Here is a 23443-nt window from a genome sequence, read left to right as displayed (position 1 = left end):
CCCGGCGTACTCAGCGGACGCGGAGCCCCTCCGCGATCCCCGACGCGAGCACCTCGCGATGGATGTCGAGGGCCGCGTCGGACTTGTTGAGCGTGATGTAGTGCAGCCCGGGCGCACCCTCGGCGAGGAGGCGCCCGGCCATGGCGGTGGCGTGCTCCACGCCGATCCGATGGCCCTCGGCCGCATCGTCGCGGGCGCCCTCCAGGCGGTGGGCGAGGTCCTCGGGGAAGGCCGCGTGGGACAGTTCGGCGAAGCGGCGGATCTGACGGACGTCGGTGGCCGGCATGATCTCCGGGATGATCGGGATGTCGCAGCCGGCCGCCGCCACCCGGTCCCGCAGCCGCAGGTAGTCCTCGACGCGGAAGAACATCTGGGTGACGGCGTAGTCGGCTCCCGCCCGGCACTTGGCGACGAAGTGACGGATGTCGCTGTCCCAGTCCGGCGAACGCGGGTGCATCTCCGGGAAGGCCGCCACGCCGATGCTGAAGTCCCCCAGCGACCGCACCAGTTCGACCAGCTCCCTGGCGTACGTGAAACCCGAGGGGTGAGGCGTCCAGGGGCCGTGCGGATCGCCGGGCGGGTCACCCCGCAGCACCAGGACGTCCCGGATCCCCGCGTCGGCGTACTGCCCGATGACGTACCGCAGTTCGGCCACCGAGTGACCGACGGCCGTCAGGTGGGCGACCGGCCGCAGGGTGGTCTCGGCGGCGAGACGCCGGGTGACCTCGACGGTGCGCTCGCGCGACGAACCGCCGGCACCGTAGGTCACGGACACGAAGGCGGGGGAGAGGGACTCGACGCGGCGCACGGAGTTCCACAGGGCGCGCTCGCCCCGTCCGGTCTTCGGCGGGAAGAACTCGAACGAGAACGAGGGCACGCCGCTCGCCAGTACCTCGCGCACGGCGCTCATGCCAGGACCGCCAGGCGCGGCCCCATCCGACGGGCCGCGTCGGACCCGTACGCGCGCTCCACGCGCTCGGCCAGATCCGCCGCCAGCAGCTTGTACTCCTGGGTGCCGACCGTCTCCAGCACGATCGAGGCCAGCGCGCAGCCGAGCTGGGCCGCCCGCTCCTCTGGCCAGTCCCAGCCGAGACCGGCGAGGAATCCGGAGCGGAACGCGTCCCCCACCCCCGTCGGGTCGGCGATGTCCGAGGTCGGGACGGCGGGCACGTCCAGGCGGGGCCGACCGCACCGCTCCAGCGAGACGCCGTCCGCGCCCCGCGTGGTGACCCACATGCCGACACGCTGCAGGATGTCCCGCTCGCTCCAGCCGGTGCGCTCGCGCAGCAGGGCGGACTCGTAGGCGTTGGTGAACAGCAGGTGCGCGCCGTCCACCAGCCGCCGTGCCTGGGCGCCGTCCAGGCGGGCGAGCTGCTGCGAGGGATCGGCGGCCAGGCGCATGCCCGCGCGCCGGGCGGTCTCGGTGTGGCGCAGCATCGCCTCCGGGGCGTCGGCGCCGACGAGCACCAGGTCGAAGCCGCCGCGGCGGTCCGCCGCGGCCGCGAGGTCGATCTCCGCGGCCTCTGCCATGGCGCCGGCGTAGAAGGTGGCGATCTGGTTCTGCGCCTCGTCCGTCGTGCAGACGAACCGGGCGGTGTGCAGGGTCTCGCTGATCCGGACGGACTCCGTGTCGACCCCGGCGGTACGCAGCCAGGCCCCGTACTCGGCGAAGTCGGCTCCCACCGCCCCGATCAGACAGGGCGTCAGGCCGAGCCGCGCGAGTCCGAACGCGATGTTGGCGGCGACACCGCCGCGCCGCACGTCGAGACGGTCGGCGAGGAAGGACAGGGACACCTGCTCCAGCCGGTCGGCGATCAGCTGGTCGGTGAAGCGACCGGGAAAGGACATCAGATGGTCGGTGGCTATCGAGCCGGTCACGGCGATTCGCACGACGGTCTCTCCTTCAACCCGGGGTCGATGGGTGCGGCCCGGTGCACGGCGGCCGGCGGCCGGGTCGCGCGGGCCGCCGGGCCCGGCCCCGGAAGCGCGGGGATGCCCTGCGCGCAAGCCTGCCGCGCGCCGCTGAAGCGCCGATCGAGACCACCCGCCGGCGGCCGCGACGTCGACGTCCGGAAACCGCCGGTACGGCAGACCCGGGACCGTGCAGAGTGGATCCGTGGACGGACGACGGACGGACGGCACGGCCCGCGCGGCCGCGCCGCGCGGATACACGCTGATCGGCGCCGACGGGCGGCCCCGTCACAGCGACGTGGCCGGCCGGTTCGGCGGCTACCGGCGCGGACGGATCTACGGACGCCTTGACTGCCCCTCCGCCCTGCGGCACATCGCCCGAGGCCACTACGTGCGTCACCGCGTGTTCTTCGCGGACGAGGCGACCGCGGTCGCCGCGGGATACCGCCCGTGCGCGGTCTGCCTCCCCGACCGCCACCGCGCCTGGCGCACCGGGGAGCCGGCATGAACGAGCCCTCGCCCCGGCTGCGCGCACCGGCCCTCTCCGACTACGCCCCCTGGCCCGCTCCCCGCCCGCACACCGGCCCCGAACTCGCGCGGCTGCTCGCGCTGCTCGAAGCCGGTGGCCACCGGGGCGGCAGCGTCGCGCTGGGACACGGCCGGGACACCGCCTCGAAGGACGCCGCCGAGGCGTTCGCCGACGCCTGGCAGAAGAGCGGCGGGAGCCTGGCCGCCGTGGTCGACTGGCCGGAGGACGCCGCGTCCTGGCTGCGCCAGGCCCGTCGGCTGACCAGCCCCGAGCCGGACGCCTGGGTGGTGGCCGCGGGCCCGGTCGGCTGGGCCCAGATGAGCCGCCGGCTGCGCCACAGCACCGACTGGGACCCGCACCGCACCTTCGGCTTCGCCTCCGTGGGCGACGCGCGCGTGCCGGCCGCGGTGGGCCCGGGCGTGCTGGACGGGATGCGCGGAGCGACGGCGGACGGCAGGGTGTGGACGGTCCGCCGCGGCTGGATCGTCGAATCCGACAGCGGGTGAGCCCCGCTCGCGGCTCCGGTGACGAGCGGCACCATCGACCGCCCGACCGGCTCGCCCGCGCTCTCTAGCCGAGCGGCAGGCCCAGGAACTTCGCCGGAGCCAGCGCGAGGAACGCCGACATCGCGGTGGCCAGGCCGGCCGCTTCGGGGCCACCGGGCTCGGCCGCCAGGCTGCGGAACGTCAGCTCCAGAGCCCGGTCGCCGTCGCGGACGAGGAGAGTGGTGATCCGGGCCTGCTGCCCCGTCGGCCCGGCGAGCATCGTCCGCATCAACGCCTCGTCACCGAACTTCGGCTCCACGGCCAGCGGTTCACTCGGATCGTCGGCGGGATCCAGCAGCTGGACGGTGATGTCCTGGTCGCCGATGCTCATCGTCCACGCCGGGCACCGGGCGTAGACCTGCCGCATGTCGGCCATCCAGGCCACGGTGGCACCTGCCGCGCGCTCCGAGACTCCCTCGTCGACGACGATCGTGGAGTCCGCGTTCACGAACGACGTCCTGACCTCCCTCTCACCCTTGCCGGCGAACGCCCTGTTCAGCAGGGCCGTGAGCTCCGGGGTCGGGCCGGTCATCGGGGGCGGGTCCTCGTCGGACGAGGGCGCGTCCAGCGCGGTGAAGTCCTCGATCCCGGCATCGGCCAGATCCGAGGCCGTGACCAGCAGCTCCTCAAGGTCCACGGGCGAGGCGGTGGACGACGACGGCGAAGCGCCGAATGTGCTCACGAAGTTGCCTTTCGCGAAACGGTGGTTGATGCGTGCGGCATCACCGTAACGCGCCGCGACGCCAAGATGATCAAGAATTTCGCGCTAGCTCGGGGTGCCCTCCGCCGCCAGGCGGCGTACCTCGGCCAGCGCCTCCTCCACCGCCGCCGGGATGTCCGTCACCGGGAAGCGTGCGTGCCGCACCACGCGGTCGCGGTCCACCACCAGCACGGCCCGCTTCAGCCGCAGCAGCTGCCCGGCGCGGAAGGTGGGCAGCCGCAGGGCCGCGGCCAGGTGCAGGTCGACGTCGGAGAGGAGGGTGAAGGGGAGACCCTCCTCGACCGCGAACACCCGCTGCTCGTCCGGGCGTTGGGTGCTGACGCCGCGCACCTCCGCGCCCGCCGCGCGGAAGTCGTCGTACGCGTCCCGGAAGAGCCGGTTCTCCAGGGTGCAGCCGACGGTGCCGGGGATGCCCGCCCAGTCGTCCGGCAGCGGGCTGGGCCGACCGGTCGCCGGATAGCAGAACAGGACGGTGGCCACGCCGTCGGCCACCGGGTCCACCGGCGCGCCGTCCCGGTGGCCCGGCAGCTCCAGGCGCGGCAGCCGTTCGCCCGCCAGGCTCGCGACGCGGCGCGCCTCCGTGCTCTCCTCGCCGGCCGTGCCGCTGAGCGAGCCGTCACCGAAGACCCAGCGGTCCGCCCAGTCCTGCATCGACAGCAGGACCGGCAGCAGCCCCCGCCCGCTTTCCGTCAGCCGGTACTCGTGCCGCACCGGCCTGTCCTGGTAGGGGACCTTCTCCAGGACCCCCGCCTCCACCAGGTGCGCCAGGCGCTCGGTGAGCACTTTCCGGGAGATGCCCAGCTCCTCCTGGAGCGCGTCGAACCGGTGGTGCCCCCGCGCGGTCTCCCGGATCAGGAGCAGGCTCCACCAGTCGCCGACCACCGCCGCGGCCTGCGCGATCGCGCAGGCGGCGTCCCGCTCGGGCACCGACCTCATCACAACGTCTCCACTCCTCCGCGCACCGCGGCGCTCATCGGGACCATCTTGCGCCATGGGGTCGGTTCCCGATAGAAACTCACCTGGAACGAGTGAGTTCCCAAAAGAGACTAAGCAATCCCAGGGGGTGGGTGCCGTATGAGCGGGGCACGAGTGATCCAGGAGCAGGACCGGCGCGACGACGAGCAGGAGTCCTCGCCGCCAGGAGTCTTCTGGCGCTTCTGGGCCGCCGCCACCGTCAGCGGAGCGGGCAGCGCCGTCACGGCCCTCGCCCTGCCGCTCGTCGCCCTCACCGTCCTCGACGTCACCGCCTTCCAGGTCGCCCTGCTCGCCGCCGCCGGGCAGGTCTCCTGGCTGCTGCTCAGCCTCCCGGCCGGCGTCGTCGCGCAGCGCGTACCGCTGCGCCGGCTCCAGGTCGCGCTCGACCTCGTACGGTTCGCGGCGCTCGGATCGCTGCCGCTCGCGTGGTGGCTCGGCACCCTCACGTATCCGCACCTGCTGCTCGCGGCGCTCACCACCGGCGCGGCCACGGTGCTGTTCGACATCGGCAACTCGACCTTCCTGCCGGCCGTCGTCCCGGCCCGGCAGCTGGCCGCCCGCAACAGCGTCATGTCCGGCACGCACGCCGTCACGGACACCGGCGGCCCCTCCCTCGGCGGCATCCTGATCGGTGCGACCGGCCCCGTCGGCGCCCTCGTCGTGGACGCCGCCAGCTACCTCGCCTCCGCCGCGCTCCTGCGCACCCTTCCCGAGAGCCGCCCCGGGCCCCGCACCGGCGAGAGCGCGCTCCGACTGATGCGCGAGGGCTGGCGGTACGTCACCAAGCACCCGGTCATGCGGCCCTGCATGATCTGGGCGACCGCCGCCAACTTCCTCAACGCGGCCCTGGTCGCCCTCACCCCCCTCTACCTGGTCCGCGAGGCCGGCCTCGACTCCGTACAGCTCGGTCTCGTCCTCGCCATGGACGGGGTCGGCGCGCTCGCCGGCGCGGCCGTCGCGGTCCGCGTGACCTCACGCCTCGGCACCGCGTGGGGCATCATCGTGGCCGACCTGGCCGGCGGCGCGCTGCTCCTCCTCGCCCCCCTCACCACGTCGGCGGGGGACGCGTACTGGTTCGCCCTGGGCAACGCAGGCTTCGCCTTCGGCACCGTCATCGGCTCGATCACCACCCGCACCTACCGGCAGACTCAGTCGCCCCCGGAACTGCTGTCCCGCGTGATGGCCACGGTCCGCTTCGTCTCCTGGGGCGCGCTCCCGCTCGGAGCACTCACCGCCGGCCTCCTCGCCACCTACACCGGCGCCCACACCGCCCTCTGGATCGTCTGCGCCGCCGCCTTCCTGCCCCCGCTCTACCTCTTCGGCAGCGGCGTGGGCCGCCACCGCGACCTCGCCTGACAGCACGAGCTCTCGTCCAGCAGCTCGGACAGCCCTCCGGCCCCGACGGGCTGCCCGAGCTGGACGCGGCCTCCGAGCTCCCGACCCTCAGCCGGGGAAGGAGAAGTACAGCGTCTCGCTGTAGAAGGACGCGAAGTGCTTCTGCCAGTCGGCTCGGATCGAAGCCAGCCAGTCGTCGTTCTGCCCGGAGATCGCGGCCTCGGCCTGGGCGACGGTGTCGGGGATGTCCTCGGAGGCCAGGCGCCGGACGCGCGCCGCCGGATCGTCATCGGTCATCGAGACGATCTCCCCGGTCTCGAGAACGAAGTACTTCGCTTGCTGCTTCTCGAGGTGGGCCGTGGTCCCGGCCACGCACTCGGCGAACTCGACGTCGTCCTCCAGGCCCTTGCCGACCGCGCGCAGGAGGTCGTGGAGCAGCGCCGCCCCGCCCGCGTACTCCGCGGCGATGCCGATCGGCGGGTTCCAGATCATGGACGGGACGATCGTCGTCCCCCGGCCCGCCATGAGTTTGTGCGCGAGCGGGATGTCCCAGTTGTGCTCCGAGATGCAGCGGATCCGCTGCGGGAGCTCCGTCTCGCTCGGCATCGAGTCTGCGGAGTAGAGGTATGAACGGTTCGCCATGTCCGTGACGCTAACACCGGGCACCGACAAGGCCGGCGGCGTGGCCTGGGGCCGGTGGGAGGACACGTCGACAGTGAGGAATCCTGGTGCTCAGGCCGCCTCGCGAGCGCCCGAGACCGTGGTCGTCCGGCTCTGATGCCGGTCCGGTCCGGAGTCGTCCGGACCGGATCGGCAGCCCCGGTGCCCGACGGTGTCAGCAGACCTTGCCGGGCCGGACGGCAGTGGCCTTGAGCAGGTCCCGCAACAGGCCGTAGTCGATGGTTTCCGGCCTGCGGTACCGCAGGCAGCCCTTGCCCATGTCCTGCCCGGCCAGCCGCTCCTCGAACGCCTCACGGACGTCACTGCGCATGAGATAGAAGGAGATGTACTGCTTCTGACTGGCGAACGCGATCTCGCAGGTGCCATCGCGCTCGTACGCGGGCATTCCGTAGGCCATGACCTCGTCGAAGCCCACCAGTTCCTCGCGGCACAGCTCCCGGATTCTGGCCAGCATGCCCCTGCGTTCCTCGGGAGCCTCGGTCAGGTAGCCGTCGACGTCGGTCGCGTTGCTCTGCACCATTCCGTGAGGTTATGCCTGCTTCGAGGCCCACATCAACATGCCAAACAACCTAGATCCGGGAGTTGCGCAGCGACTGCCACGTGGCGCCGGCGAGCGCCCGTGCCGACCGGGGGACCGAGAGGTGCTCGTGTTCGCGGTACAGCTCCCAGTTGTACTTGATCAAGGACGCCTTGTTGGAGGACAAGGAGTTCGCCTGATGGGCCCGGTACACCGCCAGCGGCTCGGCCAGGCCGCGGGCGTCCGCGCCGTCCCGCATGATCGACAGCCACAGGGCGTAGTCCTGGCGCTTGCGCATCTCCGGCATCAGCCTCGTGCCCAGGGCACGGCGGTCGTACATGGCGGTGAGGGCACCGATGTAGTCCCGGACGAGCATCGCGCGGTAGTCCACGTGTCCGCGCGCGCGGATCACCCGGCCGTTCGGGACCCAGTCGGTGCTCTCGCCGGCGTGGTCGGCGTCCATCTTGAAGTACGAGGTGAACGTCAGCGGCGCAGTGCCCTCGGCGGCGAAGGCGAGCTGCTTCTCGGTCTTCTCGGGAAGCCACATGTCGTCGCTGTCGAGGAAGGCGACGTAGTCGCCTCGGGCCCGCGAGATCGCGAGATTACGGGCCCGGCCGGCGCCGCCCCGCTCGGGCGCCGACTGCGGCAGGACGCGCTCGTCCTGCTCGGCGAACTCGCGGAGCAGATCCATGGAGCCATCGGAGGACTGGTCATCGGTGACCAGCAGCTCCAGGTCGACGTGGGTCTGTGTGAGCACCGACCGTACGGCCGGTCCAAGGGTCGCCGCGGAGTTGTACACGGGCATGACGACCGACACCAGGGGCACAGCACTTCTCCTTGCAAGACCAGGAACGACAGCCCATTCAAGCACCGCAGGCGAGCACGAGCCGCCACAGGGATGATTGTCGCAGGTCGGAGCGCGGTCGACAGGGCACGCCCGGGCGGCGCGCGACCGCGTGGGGCTCACGGAGCGCCCTGGAGCGGTTCCGTGGTGGTGACCGGGGCTCGCTGACTGAAGGGATCGGGCAGCGGTGCCGGAGAAGGCGGATAGGGCGGAGAAGGCGGAGAGGCAGAAGAGGCCGGAGAAGTCCGGGATGCGGGCAGCCCGGCTCCGCCCGTCACACGCGGACGCCGCTTCGAGCCGCCCGCGAGGGGCCGGGTGGCGACCGCGCCGCCCTCGTCGAGGTAGCCGTCGGCGTGGTGCGTCGGCGACAGCACGTCGACGCCCCCGGGCAGAGCGCAGGTCACACGGGCGGTGTGCGCCCCCGCCCGCCCGGTCCCCGGACTCGTCCCCGCAGGCCGCTCCGGCGTGGCCGCGTACAGACGCCTTCGGCGGCCGGGCCCCGCGGACCGGCACGGCGCGGGGGCTCACGGATCCAGGGGCCCGCCGGACGGGTCCGCCCGGCTCCCGGGCGTGCCGGCGATGCCGGGCGGGCCCGGCGGGGGATCGCCCGCCGCGAGGTGCTCCAGGACCTCCGCCAGTTCCTGGCAGGCGCGGCGCACCGACCGGCGGGTCGCGCGCTGCTCGGTGATGACGGCGGCGAGGAGCAGGGCGGTCAGGGCGGCGGAGCCGTTGAAGGCCTGGAGCTTGACCATGATCTCGACGTCCGAGAGGTGGAGGAACGCGCCCCGCCCGGAGGTCGCCTCGATGGTGGTGAGCACGGAGGCGAAGAGCGCGCACAGCATGCTTCCGGCGAGCTGGAAGCGGAGCGCGGCCCAGATCAGCAGGGGGAAGACGAGGAACAGCATGCTCATCGGGTTGAGGACGGCCATGGGCATGAGGACCAGGGTCGCCAGCCCCAGGAAGACGGCCTCCTTCCAGCGTCGTGGCCGGAACCGTCCGTCCGGCCTCCCGAGGACGAGCAGGAGCGGGGCGACGAGCAGCACCCCCATCGTGTCGCCCACCCACCAGGCCAGCCAGACGGCCCAGAACTCGCTGCTGTCCAGGGAACCCGTCGCCACCTGCAGCGCGACGCCCGCGGTCGCGCTGATCAGCATGGCGCCGAACCCGCCGAGGAACACCAGGGCGACTCCGTCCCGCAGCCGCGCCATGTCGAGCCGGAAGCCGACCCGTCTCAGCAGCAGGAAGGAGCAGAGCGGCGCGATGGTGCTGCCGGCAACGGTCACCAGAGTGGTCGGCCCGGGAGTGGTGAGGGAGGCGATGACGAGGAAGGAGCCGAGGGCGATCCCGGGCCAGACCCGCACGCCGAGCAGCAGCAGGGCGGCGACGGCGACGCCGGTGGGCGGCCAGATGGGGGTGACCACCACGCTTTCGACGACGAGGCGGCCCAGCAGGCCGAGCCGCCCGGCCGCGTAGTAGCAAGCCGCGACGGCCAGCGACGCCAGGGCCGCCTCTGCAAACCTTCGGAACTGCGGAGTCACCAACACGTCAGCCATCAGACACCGGCCGGGCCGCCACCGCCGGGCAAGGGCCCCTGCGTGTCGGGCGGCCGCGGTATGGCACGAGCCCGGACCGGTCCGAGGTCCGGCGCGGGGCACGGGACCCGGGCGGACCCGGGCGGACCCCGGGCGGACCCCGGCGGGGACCCGGGCGGCTCCCGTCCGTTCTGCTCGGATCGAGCGGCGGAGGCCCGTAGACATCCCTCCAGAGAGGGGCCCACCGGGGACGCCCCCTCTCTTCACCCCTCGACCGGCGACCGGTCCGGTCCGCCATCGTGGCCGACGACCAGGACGGCGGCGTCGTCCTCGTGACCCACCGTGGCCGCCATCTTCATGACGGCGGTGGCGAGCGCGTCGACGCCCAGGCCGGCGACGGCGGTGATCCCGGCGAGCCGCATCACCTGGTCCAGACCGTCGTCGAGGTGGAGCGAGGGCCCCTCCACCACCCCGTCGGTCAGGAGGACGAAGACGCCGCCGACGGTGAGCCGCTGGAACGTGGTCGGGTAGGCGACGCCGCGGAGCACGCCGAGCGGAGGCCCGCCCTCGCCGTCGTCGATGCCGGAGCGGCCGTCGACGGTGGCCCAGATGTGCGGGATGTGACCGGCCCGGGCGCACTCCAGTGTGCCGGCGACGGGGTCGAGGCGAAGGAAGGTGCAGGTGGCGAAGAGGTCCGCGCCCAGAGAGATCAGCAGGTCGTTGGTGCGACCGAGCAGCTCTCCGGGGTCGCCGGTGACGGAGGCCAGCGCGCGCAACCCCACGCGGACCTGCCCCATGAAGGCGGCTGCCTCGATGTTGTGCCCCTGCACGTCACCGATGGACATGCCGATCCGCCCGCCGGGCAGGGGGAAGGCGTCGTACCAGTCACCGCCGACGTTGAGCCCGTGGTTGGCGGGCTCGTAGCGGACGGCCAGCCGGGCGCCCGGGAAACGGGGAAGGTCCGAGGGCAGCATGCCTCGCTGCAGGGCCACCGCGAGTTCGACACGGGATCGCTGCGTCTCGGCCAGCTCCCGAGCCCTCGCGGTCAGCGACCCGAGCCGGACCAGGAGGTCCTCGCTGTTGTCGGCCGGCCGTCTGCGGAACATCGATCACTCCGACGTCACGAGAGCCCTCGCATCAGTGCGTCTCATCTCCAGCATGCAGTACCAAGGGGACCACCTCGATGGAAAAGGTCCTACCCCACTCTGGCCGCAGGCGCCGACGTCCGCATCTCATCGGTCCCGCGCCCCCACCCCGCGACCGGAGCGGGAGCAGGTCGAACCCGCCTGGTCCGCCCGGCTCGCCGCGGCGCGCCCGGCGTCGCCGTCAGAGGGACTTCTCCGGGGGCGTCGGTTCGCTGCCGCCCTGGTCGAGGCGGAACGGGGGATAGGTGTCCGTCATGAGGCTCGCGTAGGCGGCGACGCGCAGCACCCAGCGGTTGAGGCCGACGACCAGGTCGAACAGATCCCGGGGATAGCGCGAGGTGAACGCGAGGGCGAAGCCGGCGATGACCGCGAGAAGGGTGATCAGACCACCGCTCCACCAGCCGGCGCGCATGCCGCCGGTGAAGAACGCCAGGACCAGATAGTGCGGGATGGCCAGCAGCCACCACTTGACCAGCACCTGTGCGCGGGACAGCCGCTCCGGGTAGGCGATGTCCAGCCGGGCCGGATAGCCGGGCTCCTCGCCCAGGCTGAAGGGCGGGTACCGGTCGGTGCCGAGGGCGCCGTAGGAGTAGTACGAGACCCGCCACGACCAGCGCAGCACGCCGAGGCTGAAGTCGAACAGGGGCCGCGGGTACCGCTCGGTGAAGAGAATCGCGAAGAAGGCGATCACCGTCACGACCAGGAAGGCGATCCACAGGAAGAACAGCACGATCCAGTGCGGGATCGCGAGGAGCCATTTGACCAGCCACAGCCAGCGGGAGAGCGGGGTGTCGAGGGCCGCCGTCACCCGGACGGGCGGGGAGAGTGTGCGGGAGCCGTTCATGTCGTCACTTCCCTAGACCGGAGACCGGAGACACGGCGGTGATGTCGCACTCGTCCAGGAGCCGGACGATTCCCTTGGACGTCGTCTGCCGCCCGATGCCGACGACTGTGGGAGTCAGCGGCTCGGCCGGGCTCCGGTGCCTCATCGCCGTTCACCTTCCGTGGACGGATCGGGCGCCTCCACCTCTCAGGATCGTCCGTTTCGGCGGGGAGGGCCGTCCGGCGCCTCTGGGTGCCCGTGGTCGCGGGCACAGGCGGCGAAGACCTGCCCGGGTCCTCCGCCCGTGCGCAGGAAGCGCTCGTCGAGGACGACGGCGAGGTCCTCCAGCGCCTTGTCCAGGACCGACGCGGAGAGCCTCACGTCGGGATGGTCCGCGTCCGCCGCCCGTTCGGCGAGGGCCAGCGCGTAGCCGAGTTGCCCGGGGAGGGCCGTGTTCTCGTCGGCGTCGTGGAAGTAGTACGACTCGGCGTACTGCATGAAGTCGACGGTGACGGTGGCCAGCGCGGAGGCCAGTCCGTCGAGGACCGCCGCGCCGCCGCCGGAGTCGAGGGAACGGGTCGTGGTCGCGCTGCGGCGCAGGTGGGAGAGGCGCAGGGCGAGGGTTCTGCGGCGGGCGAGGGCGGGGTAGACGCCGAGGATCCATGCGACGGTCGCGGACAGCAGCACGAAGCCCACGAGGGCCTCCAACGGGGCCAGCACGCGCAGCCATCCCGTGGCCGGAGCGATGTCGCCGAGGCCGAGCGTGGCCAGGGTGACCAGGGAGACGTACAGGGCGTCCACGGGTCCGGCGTGCTGGTCCGGGGTGAGACCGGAGGCGTACGAGAAGTCCTCCGGCATGTGGGGCCAGTAGACGAGCGCCCACCCCAGGGCCACGGTCAGGGCCCAGACGGCGACGACCCCGGCCATGCCGAGGGGCCCGGCGAGCCCGGCCGGCCGCCAGCGCGATCCGCGATGGGCCGACAGCCGCCAGACGGTCCGCATCACGCGTCTGCTCAGGCCGCCGTGCCGGGTCGGATGCCACAGCGTGTGGAAGACGTCCCGGAGGATGACGAGGACCAGGAGGGCACCCAGCGGGGTCACGATCCAGGCCATCGGTCGTCCCTTCCGCTAGGGCGTCGCCGTGGCCCGGACGGCGATCCGGTGGCGGACCACGGCCGTCAGCGCCGTCAGACGGGTCGACATCGGAGGGACGGGGGCGACCGGGGAGTCGAGGGCGCGCGCCTCCTCCGGCAGTGCGGCCAGGTCCGCCTCGAAGCGGGCCCGGGCCGCCGTGAGGGTGTCCGGAGGCCCGGTGCGCAGTCCGCCGCGCATCACGGTCCTCAGCAACGGCTCCGTACCTTGGGGCGCTGCCTCGTTCGCCAGTGCGATCACGTCGCGCAGCCCCGGTCCCCGGAAGACCTGTTTCGGGCCCGGAGCGGTGACCTTGGCGGACGACAGCTTCATGACGGGACGACCGTCGTACTCGACCAGCTTGTACGCGGCGTCCAGATACGGCGCGCCGACGGCCGTGCCGACCTTCGTCCCGACCGCGTAGGCGTCGATCGGGGCGCCGTCCCGTACGAGCCGGTCCACTCCGTACTCGTCCAGGCCCCCGCTCGCGATGATCCGGACGTCCGCAAGGCCCGCCGCGTCGAGGGCCGCCCGGGCCCGCCGGGCCAGCGCTCCCAGGTCGCCGCTGTCGAGCCGGATCGCGCACCCCTCGGCGAGCCCGAGGTCCGCGAACACGCGGGCCGCGGTGGCGACCCCGCGCCCGGTGTCGTAGGTGTCGACCAGGAACGTCACCGGACCGGGATGGGTACGGGCGAAGGCGCGGAACGCCCGTTCCTCCGAGGGGAAGCACTCGACGTACGAGTGCGCCATCGTGCCGGCCGCCGGGATGCCGTACCGGCAGGCGGCGGCGACGTTGCTGGTGCCCGCGAAACCGACCAGGGCGCACAGCCGGGCCGCCTGCATGCCGGCCCCGGGACCGTGGCCCCGGCGGAGCGAGAAGTCCACCAGAGGGCGTCCAGCGGCGGCCTGCACGCAGCGGGCCGCCTTGGAGGCGACCGCCGTCTGGTGGCAGAGCAGGGATAACAGGTACGTCTCCACCAGCTGGGCCTGCGGAAGCGGCGCGGTGACCTCCAGGAGCGGCTCGCCGGCGAAAACGATCCTGCCCTCCGGAACGGCCCGCACCTCGCCGTCGAAGGAGAGTCCCCGCAGGGGGTCGAGGTCCGCCACGGGACGCCGCAACGCCCTCGCGAACTCCTCCACGTCCGCACGGCCCACCCGGAACCCGGCCAGGTAGTCCAGGGCCGGCTCCAGACCGGCGGCGACCAGGAAGCCCCGCTCCCGCGGAAGGTCCCGTACGAACAGGCTGAACGTCGCCGGCGCCCGCATGTCCTCCCGCAGGTACGAGAGCGCCATCGTGACCTCGTACAGGTCGGTGGTCGTCACCTCGGACATGCTTCGAGCATGCGCGGCCGGCCGGCGCCCCGCACGGGGACGGGCCGCCGGGTTCTCGCCCCCCGCCGCGTGGGCGAGAGCCCACACCCTCGACGGCCGGGGCCGGACGCTCCGCGAGCGGCATGAGCGGCATGAGCGGCATGAGCGGCATGAGTGAGATGAGTGAGATGAGTGCGTGAGTGAGATGAGCGTGCCGTCGCGCACGTCGCCGGTCAGGGTCACGACACCGACACGGGCTCTCGCCGCGGCCCTCCGATCCTCGCCACGCCTGACCAGCGGCGACACCTTGCGGCATGCGGACTGCCCTGCCCAGGGGCTGGACACGGCGGGTCCAGCCCCCTGGGCCGTACGAGCGGTGGTGTCAGCGCGGCTGCTGCTCGGCGATGGCCGCCCAGTCGTCGCCTGCGCGGCCCTCGGCGATCGCCTGGTCGAACACGCCACTGAGCACCTCTCCGAACGGCAGGGAGACCGCTTGGCCGGCTGCCGCCTCAAGGGCGAGGTGGAGGTCCTTGCGTCCGAGTGCCATGGAGAAGCCGGCCGGCTGGTATCTCCGCTGCGCGATCATCGCCCCGTATCCGGAGTAGACGGGACCGGGAAAGAGCGTCGAGCCCAGCAGTTCGACGAACCGATCAGGGTCGGCGCCGGCCGCTTCGGCGACGCTGACCGCCTCCCCGAGCGACTGGATCGCGCAGGCGATCAGGTAGTTGCCCAGGATCTTGGCGATGTCGGCCTGCTCGGGCAGCTCGCCCAGGCGCCACGTGCGGGACCCGATCACGTCGAAGAACGGCTGGGCCCGGTCGATGAGTTCGGGTGCTCCTGCGGCGAGGATGTTCAGCGCGCCCGCCTCCGCGACACCGACCCTGCCGAACACCGGGGCCGCGACATAGCCGACCCCGTGCGCGGCGTGTGCCTCTGCGGCACGGCGGGCCAGCCCGACGCTCACCGTGGCCATGTTGACGTGGACGGCCCCTTGCCGGGCCTCGCCGAGGACCCCGGAGTCGAGGAAGACCTCGGCGACGGACGCGTCGTCGGACAGGACCGAGAACACCACCGGGCACTGGAGCGCCTCCGCGACGGAGGCGACGCGGAGGGCGCCGGCGTCCGCGAGTTCTTCCGCAGGTTCCGGCGAACGATTCCACACCACGGTCTCGTGGCCTGCCCGGATCAGATTGCGTGCGATCGCCCGCCCCATTCCGCCCAGACCGACGACGGCGACCTCGCCCATCCCACGACCTCCCCTTGTGAACCACCTTAGGTGGTTCCATAGTGGCGCCGTTCGACGCCGGTGTAGAACCGTCTAAGCTGGTTCCGTGAGAGCACATCGGCACATGGTGGTGGGGAAGATGATGACCGTGGAGGCCCGTCAGCTGTTCCGGCTGGGCAACGAGGTGCTGGCGTTCCGCTTCACCGCCACGATGAGCGACCGGGCGGGCGAGGCGCCCCAGGAGCGGCTTTCCAGCCCTGCCCGACTGAAGCTCTGGCTGCACGCTGCGGGCCTTGGTGTCCCCGATGTCTCACCCGCCGAGCTGCAGGACGCGCTCACCCTGAGGGAAGCGATCCACCGTGCCGGACTGGCCGTCACCGTCGGCCGGCGACCCGATCCGGGCGACGCCGCGATCCTGAACAGGGCGGCGGCCGCCGGGCAGTCGAGCCCGACGCTCGACGAGAACGGGCTCGCGGTCTGGAACCTCGGCGAGGAAACACCGGTGCCGGACGCGCTCGGCGTGCTCGCCGCCGACGCCATTCACGTACTCGGAGGCCCCGACCGCGACCGGATCAAGGCGTGCGATGGCCCGGGCTGCGCCGGCCTCTTCCTCGACACCAGCCGCGGCGCGAGCCGCCGCTGGTGCTCGATGAACACCTGCGGCAACAGGGTCAAGAAGGCCCGCCTCGCCAACAAGTGACCGACTGCGGGAAGCGGCCCCCAGCGGAACTGTGCCCGGGCGCCGGTCGAGCGGGCGAGCCGACGCCGTACGGCCCGTACCGCTCCTCCAGTTCGGCCTCGGGGTCGTAGTGGTCGCTCTCGAAGACGGCGACCTGGTTGTAGAGCGCGCCGTGCCGCACGGGACACCGCACCAGATGCACGGGGTCCGACAGATGCGACGGGTGGCGTCGCGCAAGGGATGTGAGTCGGAGGGGAGGCTGCCGCGTGCCCTCTCGGTGTCGACCAGCCCCATGCTGACGCAGTCGGCGCGGACGCCGTGCTCGGCGCCCTTCGGCGCGTGGACGCGCCCCGCCTTCCCGCCGTCTCTCGTGCGGTGGCAGGATGCCGGGTCATGAGCGAACACGGGGGGATCTCATGACCGAACAAGGCATACCTGGATCGGCAGAAGGCTTCGGCGTCTTCGCTGTCGATGCCGACTGGCCGGAAACACGGCAGGTCACGGGGCACGGCTACACCCGAGCTTCCGGCGACGTCCACGTATACCTGTGGTTCGGTTCTCCACGCTTCGACCCCGAGGTCCCACACGTCACGGTACTCAGCGCTTCCTCCGGCAACGCGGAGACCGCCGAGGCCCTGGAGCGGGCTTTCGAGCCCTTCTACCACCCCGAGGAGCCGCTACCGGCCAGCCTGCCGGTCTTCGAACCGGCCACGATCACCACAGCCGGGAATCCCGTGGCGTTCGAACTCTGGCGCAGCAGCAGCAACCCCCACTGGGTCGCACGGGGCCGCGTCGAGCGCACCGACGTGATCCTTTCCGGAGCCGGGGTCGACCCGAACGAGCTCAGCCTGGTCCGCGTGACGGACCTGACCTCGTTCTCGACCCCGTTCGCGCCCTTCGGATAACCGACCTTTGGCGCAGTGTCAGAGCCGGGGACCGGGGGCCGGGGCCGGCTCGACGAAGGCGCGGAGTGCGCAGCCCGAGGATTCATGAAGAAGGCATCCGATCCACGTAGTTGGCGATCTGGGAAGTTCTTGTGACCGGAGGTGGCGACGCCGTCGCCGGCCGTTCCCTGGACGAGCCGCGCCAAGGGGTTCTCCTTCGAGCCGCCCAAAGCCGGCGCCTGCCACCTCTGGCAGTCCGCCCCCCGGGGGGCCTTCGTGGTTCCTCCCCGGTCCCCCCCTTCGCCCGCGTCCACGTCCCATCCCCGTCCCGCCGGGCGGGGAATCATCCCAGCTCAGACAGCCGAAACCATCCCACCGTCCCAGCGGGACGGCTTTCGTTGCGGCGGTCCGGAGAGTCCTGCCAGCGTCCTCCTCGTTCGACACCGCAGCATCACCGAACGAAGGGAAGAACGCATGCGACCGAGCGTCATGACGAGGTCGATCGTCAGCGCCACCGCCATCGTGGGGTTGGCGGTCGGGACCCTCGCGGGTGCCGGTACGAGCTTCGCGGCGTCCGCTCCGGTGGCTCGGACGCCGGAGGTGAGCGCCGGGTCCTTCGGCGCGCTCGCCACCCAGAACTTCGGCCTGACCACCAAGCAGGCCAGGAACGTCCAGCGCGTACTGGCCGATGTCTGGGGCTACGAGGGGTCCATCGACGGCCTTCTCGGTACCAACAGCTGGAAGGCGATGCAGCGCTTCTTGGCGCAGTACTGGGACTACACCGACCCGATCGACGGTATCCCCGGCCCGGACACGATCAGGGCGCTGCAGCGCTTCCTGGCGGAGGCCTTCGACTACAACGGTCCGATCGACGGGATCGCGGGACCGGGCACCAGGGCCGCGTTCGCGCGGTTCGCCGACGCCCTCGGCTGACCCCACCTCACGAACGAACGGGTGAAGGGAGGAGAAGGCATGCGACCGAGCGTCATGACGAGGTCGAGCGTCAGCGCCACCGCCGTGGTCGCGCCGGTGTCCGCACCCTCGCGGGCGCGGACACCGGCTTCGCGGCATCCGAGCCGGCCGCCCGGCCGGTTGCGCGACCGGCCGTGAGCGCCGAGGCCTTCGGCGAGCTCGCCACGGAGAACCTGCCGACTCGCTCGCCATCTGATCCGTACGCGCCTGCTGCACCTCGTCACGGGGGAGACGAGGGGGCACTCGGCATCAGGACCTGGGCATCAGGACCTCGGCATCAGGACCTCGGCTTCGCACTCGGCCTCAGGGCCCGCTCGCAGTGGGGCCAGTCGCCGAAGTCGCGATCGCGGCTCCACAGCTTCCGGGCGGCCTGGATGTTCCACTCGGGATCGAGCGCCTGGCGGGGCGTCCCGCCGAGTTCCGCGAGACGGGCGTCGGAGATCTGGAACACCCCCCAGTTCCTGGTGCCGTTGGTGTTCGGCAGGATGTGCAGCGGGTCCAGGAAGGACTGGCAGTCCGCGATGGCCACGGCGTCGTCGGGAACCTCCGCGAACACCTCCCGGACGCGGTTCCGGACCCGCTCCGGGGCCCACGTCTCCATCCGCACCGGCGACTCGTAGAGCGCCTTCTTCGTCGGCGCCCCGACGACACCGTTCGGTACGAGCCCGGTGAGCACCTGGAAAGCCGTGACCCGGCGCAGGGTCTCCGGCCCGAAGGAGCCGTCCACGCCGATGCGGGCTCCGTGTTCGTGGAGCCGCAGCTGCACTTCGCGTACGCAGGCGTCGTTCTGGCCCATGCTGACGACGGGCCCGCAGGCGTCCGTGAACAGTGGCCTGCCGTCCGTCGGCGCGTTGTCCGTGGCGGTGGGGGAGAAGGTGGAGACGAGGCCCCAGGCCGTGAGGGAGAGGACGAGGGCGGTGACAGCGGCCATGACGGCGAGACGCCGCCGGTTCGGTCCTCGTGCGGCCGCCTCCTCGTCCGGCGTCTTCTCGCCGCCGTCCTCGGACGCGGATGCGGATGCGGATGCGGGGACGGGTACAGGAACGGGAACGGGTACGACTTCGGGCACGGGTGCGGGTACAGGCACGAGTTCGGGCGCGGGGACCGGCGCGGGGGAGGCTTCCTCCGCATCCGTGACGCTCTCCCGGCTCTCCGTGCTCTCCGTGCTCTCCGTGCTCTCCGTGCTCTCCGGACTCTCCGGACTCTCCTCGTTCCGTTCCGTATCGGCCAGAGCCCAGAGGCGGTGCAGCTCGCGCAGCTCGGTGGGGGTGGCTCCGCAGGCGACGCCGATGCGGTGCGCGAGGCCGTAGTCCGGAGGGACGGAGGCCCCCGCACAGTAACGGTGGAGGCTGGAGCGGCTGACACCCGTCTTCTGGGCGAGCGTCTCGTAGCTGTACTCGGCTCTCTCCCGTAACTCGCGCAGCCGGGACGAGAACCGCTCCGCTTCGGTGAATCGTTTCACATCGACTCCGTATGTTCCCGGCCGCGACGTCCGCGACGCCCGGCCGACCAATGTGCCAGAACTGCCGCGGTGAGTCTCGTCGTTGCGGCCGACCTGCATGTTGTCGGGCAAAGATCTGGAAATCGGAACACAAGAGACATGGGAGGTACGGATGGGACGCAGGAAGATCCGCGAGGCGCTCACCCTCACCGGGGTGGCGCTCGCGCTGATGCTCGCCTCTCCGGCGACGCCGGCCGGCGCGACCGGCCGCCCCGCCCCGGAAGGGGCTGCGGCTGCCACCGCGTGCGGACACTCCGACACGCGGCCGACCCTGAGGCGCGGGGCGACCGGCGCGGAAGTCGAGGAGGCCCAGTGCCGACTCAACCTGACGATGGAGCCCGACCACTACGCGCCGCTGGCCGTCGACGGTGACTTCGGCGGAGGGACGGAGAACCGGGTCGTCCAGTTCCAGCTGTGCGCCGGACTGGGCGCGGACGGGATCGTCGGCCCGAACACCTGGGCCGCGCTGGAGGACTGGTCCGCTCGTGGCACCTACTGTGAACCGCCCCGCCCGGCGGGCTATGCCGTCGACGGCGTGGACACCTCCGTCTACCAGCACCCCGGAGGCGCGGTGATCGACTGGAACGACCTGCGCGCCGACGGCGTCGACTTCGCGACGGTCAAGGCCACGCGGGGCCTCAACGTCACGGACCCGTACCTCGCCACCGACCTGGAGGCGGCGCGGCAGGCCGGGCTCGCGGTCGCCCCGTACCACTTCTACACCGCCGCCACGGCTCCGACGGGCCCCGCCCAGGCGGACCGCTTCATCGCCGCCGTGCGCGCGACCGGCTACACCGGCCACCGCCCCGGAGACCTGCCGCCCGTCCTCGACCTGGAGCGCATGGACGACGGCACGAGCCGCTGCCCGGTCCACGGCTCCGTCGCCGACGTCACGGCGTGGCTGGACCGGGTCGAGGCGGCCTTCGGCCGGAAGCCGATCATCTACACCCAGAAGTCCTTCCTGGACGACTGCATGAACTCGACGACGGCCTTCGCCGGCTACGCCCTCCAGCTCGCGGACTACCGCCAGTCGATCACCCGGCCGCCGCTGCCGTCCGGCTCCACGAGCTGGCTCATGTGGCAGTACACGGCGTCCGCTCTCTTCGACGCCATCAAGGCCCCGGTGAACGGAGACGTCTTCAACGGCACCCATGCCGACCTGGACCGCCTGGCGAACCGCTGACGGTCAGCCGATCCGGGCCACGCACGAAGGCGGCCCAGGCTTCGGGAGAGGAGGTACGGGGATCCTTGCCCGCGCGGGCGAGGTCCCCGCATCATCTGCGGATGGACGACATGCCGAGCCGCCTCCCGACCGCCCTGCCCGCGCTGCGCTCCAAGGCGCGCGACGCGGGCTTCATCATGTCCAGCGAAGACCGAACAGGAGGCCTTCTGGCAGCACTCGCCGCCGCCCGGCCCGCGGGCCGGATCCTCGAGCTCGGCACCGGAGCCGGGGAGGGCACCGCCTGGCTCCTCAGCGGCATGGACCCCGCATCGCACCTGACCACCGTCGAACTGGACCCCGCCGTCCAGGCCATCGCCCAGGAAGAGCTGGGCGCCGACCCGAGGGTGACCTTCGTTTCCGGGGACGGCGGCACGTGGCTGGAGGGGTTCGACGGCGCTGCCTTCGACCTCGTCTTCGCGGACACCTGGCCGGGCAAGTTCACACACCTCGACCGCGCCCTGGACCTCGTGGCTCCCGGCGGGACCTACCTGATCGACGATCTCTTGCCTCAGCCCGGCTGGCCGGAGGGCCACGAAGCCTCCGTCGAACGCCTTCTGGCAGAGCTGGACGAACGCGAGGACTTCCGATGCGTCCGCCTGGCATGGGCAAGCGGAGTGCTGATGGCGGTGCGCATGGCCTGACGGCCAGGAGCCGACCCTTGAGCCGACTGTCCAGTCCGGCCTTCGCGGTGCTTCCTTTGCGGGTGGAGCAGAGAGGGTCCGTCAGGCCGATGAGCCGTACACGGTTCGGAGGCTGCCTGCACGGCGGCGGTGGGTTCGGGTACCCAGCCGGTCGGGCCGGGCAATCCGCGAGCAGGTCACGGCCGTCCTCGTCCCTCGTCACGCCCCGGCGTGAGGAAGGAAAAGCTCCGTCTCGCGGCCTCCTTGAGGAGCAGGAGGGCGGCGGCCGGTGCGGAGGGACCCGACGGGCAGGTGGCCAGGGAGGCGCCGGCGCGGCGTACGGCGTCGAGGCGGAGGTGTTGGACTCCGACGAGGGCGCGGATGAAGGGGCGGTGTGCGGAGGTTACGAGGGTCGGGAGGGGAACGGCGGCTGTGAGGTCGGCGGCGGCGCGGCCGGCTTGTTCTTCGACGAGTCGGCCGAGTGCGGGGCCGGGCCGGGTGAGGTCGGCTCCGTGGCGGGTCACCGCGTCGGTGGGGATGCCGTGGCGGCCGGCGCGTACGTCTTCGGCCAGGTCCTCCAGGAAGTCGATGCGTTGCATGGCGCGGATGAGCCGGTGGCAGCCTTCGGTGAACGCCGCTCGGGTGGCCGTGTCCTCGGGCGCGAGGAGGCAGGCCGTGAGCATCAGCGCGGGAAGCGAGTATTCCCGTACGTACCGGTCCAGTTCCCGGTCGTCGGCGATGGTGCGCCAGGCGACCTCACGTTCGCAGCCCTGCAGGAACTCTTCCACGTGGGTGCGCACATCGGGGTGACGCCCGGCGGTGTGGACCAGGCAACGAAGGACGGGCAGAGGGGAGTCGCCTCCGGCGAGGGCCTTGCGTACGAGGCCGTCCCACTCGGCGAGCGCGGCCGCGCGATCGTCCGGCGTGCCGCGGTCGATCCGGTCGTCGGTGTCGTGCATGAACGCGACGGCGGCCACGACGTGCGGCAGTACCGCGGCAGGGAGAAGGAGCCGCGCCGCCGCGTATTCGGCCGTGGCGAACCTCCGGACCGCCCGTCGTTGCTCGGTGTAGTCCTGTCGCAGCCGCGGCGGTCGCACCCCGGCCCGGTCGAGAGCCCGCTTCCACATGCCGGTTGGTCTCCTGTCGTCGTCGGCTTCGAGCCTATGGCTCTCGGTGCGAGGACGAGGAGGCGCCCCTGCCGCACGACCGCAGTGCCCTACTGGTCTACGCGTCCCCGTGAGGCGTCGCGCTCACCACGTGGGGAGCCATGCGAGGAACTGGCCGTGCGGGCCGGTGCGGGCGAGGGGCCGTTCGTTCAGGGCGAGGGTGAACTGGAGGCTGTCGGGGTCCGGGAGGGGCGGGAGGCGGCGGTCGACGGCGGGGAGGACGCCCGGGGCCTCGTTCGAGATCCAGGGGCAGGCCAGGTCCCGCATGGTGGAGGCGAAGGACTCGCGCTCCTCCGGCGGGAGGTAGGCGAGGACCGCGCTGTGGAGGACGACCGGCGTGGCGCTCGCGGGGGCGGCCGCCACCAGGTCGCGGATCGTCGCGACGAGGTCGCCGCGGACGAGCGTCGGGGGTTCGGCGCGCGCCACGCGCACGGCGTTTCGGAGGCGGGCCAGGCGCTCGTGCTGTTCGGGCCAGACGAGACACTCCAGCCAGTGGACGTCCCGCGGGTCGGCCACGTCCAGCGGGTTCAGGTCGACGCCGGCCCGCCAGACGACCTCCGGCAGCCGCTCGGGCAGCGGCACCGGGCCGGTCGTGGCGCAGTCCAGGACGACCGGGCTCTGCGCGTCACCGAACGCCGCCCCGCCGTCGTAGCGGTAGCCGTAACGGTCCGGGTAGAGGCAGAGACCGGCCGAGGCGCCGACCTCGATGAGCGCCAGCGGCTGGGGCAGGCGGGCCAGGACGGGGAGCAGGACGGCACAACGGGCCGGCTCGTTGGTCTGGGTCCGCCGCTCCAGCATCGTGTCCCGTACGCGAGTCCAGTGCGTGACGGTCCACGCGCGGAAGGCGGCGTAGTCGCCGCCCACCGGGCCGTCCAGGAAGCGCACGGCGGCCAGGAGCAGGTTGGGCTGCCGCCGCTCGCCGGGGAGTTCGTCGATCAGGGCCAGGAGGCCGGGATCGTCGGCCACTGCCCCGGCCAGCCGCTCGTACGACGGGGAGTGCCCGCGCGCCTCTCGTGTGGCGAACCGCTGGTATCGAGTCGCCGTCTCGCTCGCCATCCGCCCCATCGCGCCCTTCGTCCCGCCGCGTCAGCCGACCGTCCGCCCCATCGCCGACGATCCGATGATCCGATGACCATGTCAGACGTCGGGCAGGCCCTTCAGGTCGTCGCGGTCG

At 72.2% G+C, this 23443-nt stretch carries 25 protein-coding genes; 8 read left to right on the top strand and 17 right to left on the bottom strand.

Going from position 1 to position 23443, the window contains the following annotated elements:
* Window positions 1-10: 10 nt before the first annotated feature.
* Window positions 11-910 (bottom strand): methylenetetrahydrofolate reductase [NAD(P)H], encoded by a 900-nt coding sequence (metF, locus tag AB0E19_RS09900; RefSeq protein ID WP_362176047.1) that lies wholly within the window; start codon window positions 908-910, stop codon window positions 11-13.
* The gene (locus tag AB0E19_RS09895) at window positions 907-1890 is read right to left on the bottom strand and encodes a carbohydrate kinase family protein (RefSeq protein ID WP_362176044.1); all 984 of its coding nucleotides are present in this window, start codon (window positions 1888-1890) and stop codon (window positions 907-909) included. Before AB0E19_RS09895 ends, metF begins: the two co-directional genes overlap by 4 nt.
* Window positions 1891-2116: 226 nt before the next feature.
* Between AB0E19_RS09895 and AB0E19_RS09890 the strand changes: the two genes are divergently transcribed.
* Window positions 2117-2419: an Ada metal-binding domain-containing protein gene (locus AB0E19_RS09890; RefSeq protein ID WP_362176041.1), complete on the top strand. Its 303-nt coding sequence runs from the start codon at window positions 2117-2119 to the stop codon at window positions 2417-2419.
* A complete protein-coding gene (locus AB0E19_RS09885) occupies window positions 2416-2946 on the top strand; it encodes a hypothetical protein (protein WP_362176038.1) in 531 nt (176 codons plus the stop codon). Before AB0E19_RS09890 ends, AB0E19_RS09885 begins: the two co-directional genes overlap by 4 nt.
* A 64-nt stretch (window positions 2947-3010) precedes the next feature.
* Here AB0E19_RS09885 and AB0E19_RS09880 read toward each other — a convergent pair whose 3' ends face one another.
* On the bottom strand, window positions 3011-3667 hold the full coding sequence (locus tag AB0E19_RS09880) for a hypothetical protein (RefSeq protein ID WP_362176035.1): 657 nt from the start codon (window positions 3665-3667) through the stop codon (window positions 3011-3013).
* An 84-nt stretch (window positions 3668-3751) separates the two neighbouring features.
* Window positions 3752-4642 carry a winged helix-turn-helix transcriptional regulator gene (locus AB0E19_RS09875; protein ID WP_362176032.1) on the bottom strand — a complete coding sequence of 297 codons (891 nt, stop codon included), beginning with the start codon at window positions 4640-4642 and terminating at the stop codon, window positions 3752-3754.
* Window positions 4643-4780: 138 nt separating this feature from the next.
* On the opposite strand from AB0E19_RS09875, the gene AB0E19_RS09870 reads away from it, so the two are divergent.
* A complete protein-coding gene (locus AB0E19_RS09870) occupies window positions 4781-6037 on the top strand; it encodes an MFS transporter (RefSeq protein ID WP_362176029.1) in 1257 nt (418 codons plus the stop codon).
* Window positions 6038-6124: 87 nt separating this feature from the next.
* On the opposite strand, the gene AB0E19_RS09865 is transcribed toward AB0E19_RS09870, so the two are convergent.
* The 10 genes from AB0E19_RS09865 to AB0E19_RS09820 form a co-directional block, all read right to left on the bottom strand.
* Entirely contained in the window at window positions 6125-6658 is a 534-nt protein-coding gene (locus AB0E19_RS09865; RefSeq protein WP_362176026.1) for a hypothetical protein, read from the bottom strand.
* A 193-nt stretch (window positions 6659-6851) separates the two neighbouring features.
* Window positions 6852-7217, bottom strand: a complete 366-nt coding sequence (locus AB0E19_RS09860) for a DUF1801 domain-containing protein (RefSeq protein ID WP_362176023.1) — start codon at window positions 7215-7217, stop codon at window positions 6852-6854.
* A gap of 49 nt (window positions 7218-7266) precedes the next feature.
* Entirely contained in the window at window positions 7267-8040 is a 774-nt protein-coding gene (locus tag AB0E19_RS09855) for a glycosyltransferase family 2 protein (protein WP_362176020.1), read from the bottom strand.
* 542 nt (window positions 8041-8582) lie between these two features.
* Entirely contained in the window at window positions 8583-9611 is a 1029-nt protein-coding gene (locus AB0E19_RS09850; RefSeq protein WP_362176017.1) for an MASE1 domain-containing protein, read from the bottom strand.
* Between the two features lie 242 nt (window positions 9612-9853).
* Window positions 9854-10696, bottom strand: a complete 843-nt coding sequence (locus tag AB0E19_RS09845; RefSeq protein WP_362176014.1) for a PP2C family protein-serine/threonine phosphatase — start codon at window positions 10694-10696, stop codon at window positions 9854-9856.
* A gap of 220 nt (window positions 10697-10916) precedes the next feature.
* Window positions 10917-11579, bottom strand: a complete 663-nt coding sequence (locus AB0E19_RS09840) for a DUF4389 domain-containing protein (RefSeq protein ID WP_362176011.1) — start codon at window positions 11577-11579, stop codon at window positions 10917-10919.
* Window positions 11580-11583: 4 nt separating this feature from the next.
* A complete protein-coding gene (locus AB0E19_RS09835; protein WP_362176008.1) occupies window positions 11584-11724 on the bottom strand; it encodes a hypothetical protein in 141 nt (46 codons plus the stop codon).
* A 41-nt stretch (window positions 11725-11765) separates the two neighbouring features.
* On the bottom strand, window positions 11766-12671 hold the full coding sequence (locus AB0E19_RS09830; protein WP_362176005.1) for a potassium channel family protein: 906 nt from the start codon (window positions 12669-12671) through the stop codon (window positions 11766-11768).
* Window positions 12672-12686: 15 nt separating this feature from the next.
* A complete protein-coding gene (locus tag AB0E19_RS09825) occupies window positions 12687-14021 on the bottom strand; it encodes a nicotinate phosphoribosyltransferase (protein WP_362176002.1) in 1335 nt (444 codons plus the stop codon).
* Window positions 14022-14382: 361 nt separating this feature from the next.
* Window positions 14383-15246 carry an NAD(P)-dependent oxidoreductase gene (locus AB0E19_RS09820; RefSeq protein ID WP_362175999.1) on the bottom strand — a complete coding sequence of 288 codons (864 nt, stop codon included), beginning with the start codon at window positions 15244-15246 and terminating at the stop codon, window positions 14383-14385.
* Window positions 15247-15331: 85 nt separating this feature from the next.
* On the opposite strand from AB0E19_RS09820, the gene AB0E19_RS09815 reads away from it, so the two are divergent.
* The 3 genes from AB0E19_RS09815 (at window position 15332) to AB0E19_RS09805 (ending at window position 17721) form a co-directional block, all read left to right on the top strand.
* Window positions 15332-15925 carry an ABATE domain-containing protein gene (locus AB0E19_RS09815; protein WP_362175996.1) on the top strand — a complete coding sequence of 198 codons (594 nt, stop codon included), beginning with the start codon at window positions 15332-15334 and terminating at the stop codon, window positions 15923-15925.
* 395 nt (window positions 15926-16320) lie between these two features.
* Window positions 16321-16809 (top strand): hypothetical protein, encoded by a 489-nt coding sequence (locus tag AB0E19_RS09810; RefSeq protein WP_362175993.1) that lies wholly within the window; start codon window positions 16321-16323, stop codon window positions 16807-16809.
* Between the two features lie 453 nt (window positions 16810-17262).
* Window positions 17263-17721 carry a peptidoglycan-binding protein gene (locus AB0E19_RS09805; RefSeq protein WP_362175990.1) on the top strand — a complete coding sequence of 153 codons (459 nt, stop codon included), beginning with the start codon at window positions 17263-17265 and terminating at the stop codon, window positions 17719-17721.
* A gap of 316 nt (window positions 17722-18037) precedes the next feature.
* Here the strand turns inward: AB0E19_RS09805 and AB0E19_RS09800 are convergent, their stop codons facing one another.
* A complete protein-coding gene (locus AB0E19_RS09800; RefSeq protein WP_362175987.1) occupies window positions 18038-19222 on the bottom strand; it encodes a helix-turn-helix domain-containing protein in 1185 nt (394 codons plus the stop codon).
* A 151-nt stretch (window positions 19223-19373) separates the two neighbouring features.
* Between AB0E19_RS09800 and AB0E19_RS09795 the strand changes: the two genes are divergently transcribed.
* The gene (locus AB0E19_RS09795) at window positions 19374-20444 is read left to right on the top strand and encodes a GH25 family lysozyme (protein WP_362175984.1); all 1071 of its coding nucleotides are present in this window, start codon (window positions 19374-19376) and stop codon (window positions 20442-20444) included.
* 101 nt (window positions 20445-20545) lie between these two features.
* Window positions 20546-21124, top strand: coding sequence for a class I SAM-dependent methyltransferase (locus AB0E19_RS09790; RefSeq protein WP_362175981.1), 579 nt, complete (start codon window positions 20546-20548; stop codon window positions 21122-21124).
* A gap of 176 nt (window positions 21125-21300) precedes the next feature.
* Here AB0E19_RS09790 and AB0E19_RS09785 read toward each other — a convergent pair whose 3' ends face one another.
* Window positions 21301-22230, bottom strand: coding sequence for a squalene/phytoene synthase family protein (locus AB0E19_RS09785; RefSeq protein ID WP_362175978.1), 930 nt, complete (start codon window positions 22228-22230; stop codon window positions 21301-21303).
* A gap of 123 nt (window positions 22231-22353) precedes the next feature.
* A complete protein-coding gene (locus AB0E19_RS09780; RefSeq protein WP_362175975.1) occupies window positions 22354-23325 on the bottom strand; it encodes a DUF2332 domain-containing protein in 972 nt (323 codons plus the stop codon).
* Window positions 23326-23443: the final 118 nt, after the last annotated feature.

The sequence above is a fragment of the Streptomyces sp. NPDC047974 genome (assembly GCF_040653375.1).
Classification (GTDB): domain Bacteria; phylum Actinomycetota; class Actinomycetes; order Streptomycetales; family Streptomycetaceae; genus Streptomyces.
This window is presented reverse-complemented; position numbering and strand designations above follow the sequence as displayed.

Excerpts from the sequence above, each read along its gene's own strand:
- metF (WP_362176047.1), bottom strand. The coding sequence starts at position 910 with ATGAGCGCCGTGCGCGAGGTACTGGCGAGCGGCGTGCCCTCGTTCTCG.
- AB0E19_RS09885 (WP_362176038.1), top strand. The coding sequence starts at position 2,416 with ATGAACGAGCCCTCGCCCCGGCTGCGCGCACCGGCCCTCTCCGACTAC.
- AB0E19_RS09875 (WP_362176032.1), bottom strand. The coding sequence starts at position 4,642 with ATGAGGTCGGTGCCCGAGCGGGACGCCGCCTGCGCGATCGCGCAGGCC.
- AB0E19_RS09870 (WP_362176029.1), top strand. The coding sequence starts at position 4,781 with ATGAGCGGGGCACGAGTGATCCAGGAGCAGGACCGGCGCGACGACGAG.
- AB0E19_RS09865 (WP_362176026.1), bottom strand. The coding sequence starts at position 6,658 with ATGGCGAACCGTTCATACCTCTACTCCGCAGACTCGATGCCGAGCGAG.
- AB0E19_RS09860 (WP_362176023.1), bottom strand. The coding sequence starts at position 7,217 with ATGGTGCAGAGCAACGCGACCGACGTCGACGGCTACCTGACCGAGGCT.
- AB0E19_RS09850 (WP_362176017.1), bottom strand. The coding sequence starts at position 9,611 with ATGGCTGACGTGTTGGTGACTCCGCAGTTCCGAAGGTTTGCAGAGGCG.
- AB0E19_RS09845 (WP_362176014.1), bottom strand. The coding sequence starts at position 10,696 with ATGTTCCGCAGACGGCCGGCCGACAACAGCGAGGACCTCCTGGTCCGG.
- AB0E19_RS09840 (WP_362176011.1), bottom strand. The coding sequence starts at position 11,579 with ATGAACGGCTCCCGCACACTCTCCCCGCCCGTCCGGGTGACGGCGGCC.
- AB0E19_RS09835 (WP_362176008.1), bottom strand. The coding sequence starts at position 11,724 with ATGAGGCACCGGAGCCCGGCCGAGCCGCTGACTCCCACAGTCGTCGGC.
- AB0E19_RS09830 (WP_362176005.1), bottom strand. The coding sequence starts at position 12,671 with ATGGCCTGGATCGTGACCCCGCTGGGTGCCCTCCTGGTCCTCGTCATC.
- AB0E19_RS09825 (WP_362176002.1), bottom strand. The coding sequence starts at position 14,021 with ATGTCCGAGGTGACGACCACCGACCTGTACGAGGTCACGATGGCGCTC.
- AB0E19_RS09820 (WP_362175999.1), bottom strand. The coding sequence starts at position 15,246 with ATGGGCGAGGTCGCCGTCGTCGGTCTGGGCGGAATGGGGCGGGCGATC.
- AB0E19_RS09810 (WP_362175993.1), top strand. The coding sequence starts at position 16,321 with ATGACCGAACAAGGCATACCTGGATCGGCAGAAGGCTTCGGCGTCTTC.
- AB0E19_RS09805 (WP_362175990.1), top strand. The coding sequence starts at position 17,263 with ATGCGACCGAGCGTCATGACGAGGTCGATCGTCAGCGCCACCGCCATC.
- AB0E19_RS09795 (WP_362175984.1), top strand. The coding sequence starts at position 19,374 with ATGGGACGCAGGAAGATCCGCGAGGCGCTCACCCTCACCGGGGTGGCG.
- AB0E19_RS09790 (WP_362175981.1), top strand. The coding sequence starts at position 20,546 with ATGGACGACATGCCGAGCCGCCTCCCGACCGCCCTGCCCGCGCTGCGC.
- AB0E19_RS09785 (WP_362175978.1), bottom strand. The coding sequence starts at position 22,230 with ATGTGGAAGCGGGCTCTCGACCGGGCCGGGGTGCGACCGCCGCGGCTG.
- AB0E19_RS09780 (WP_362175975.1), bottom strand. The coding sequence starts at position 23,325 with ATGGCGAGCGAGACGGCGACTCGATACCAGCGGTTCGCCACACGAGAG.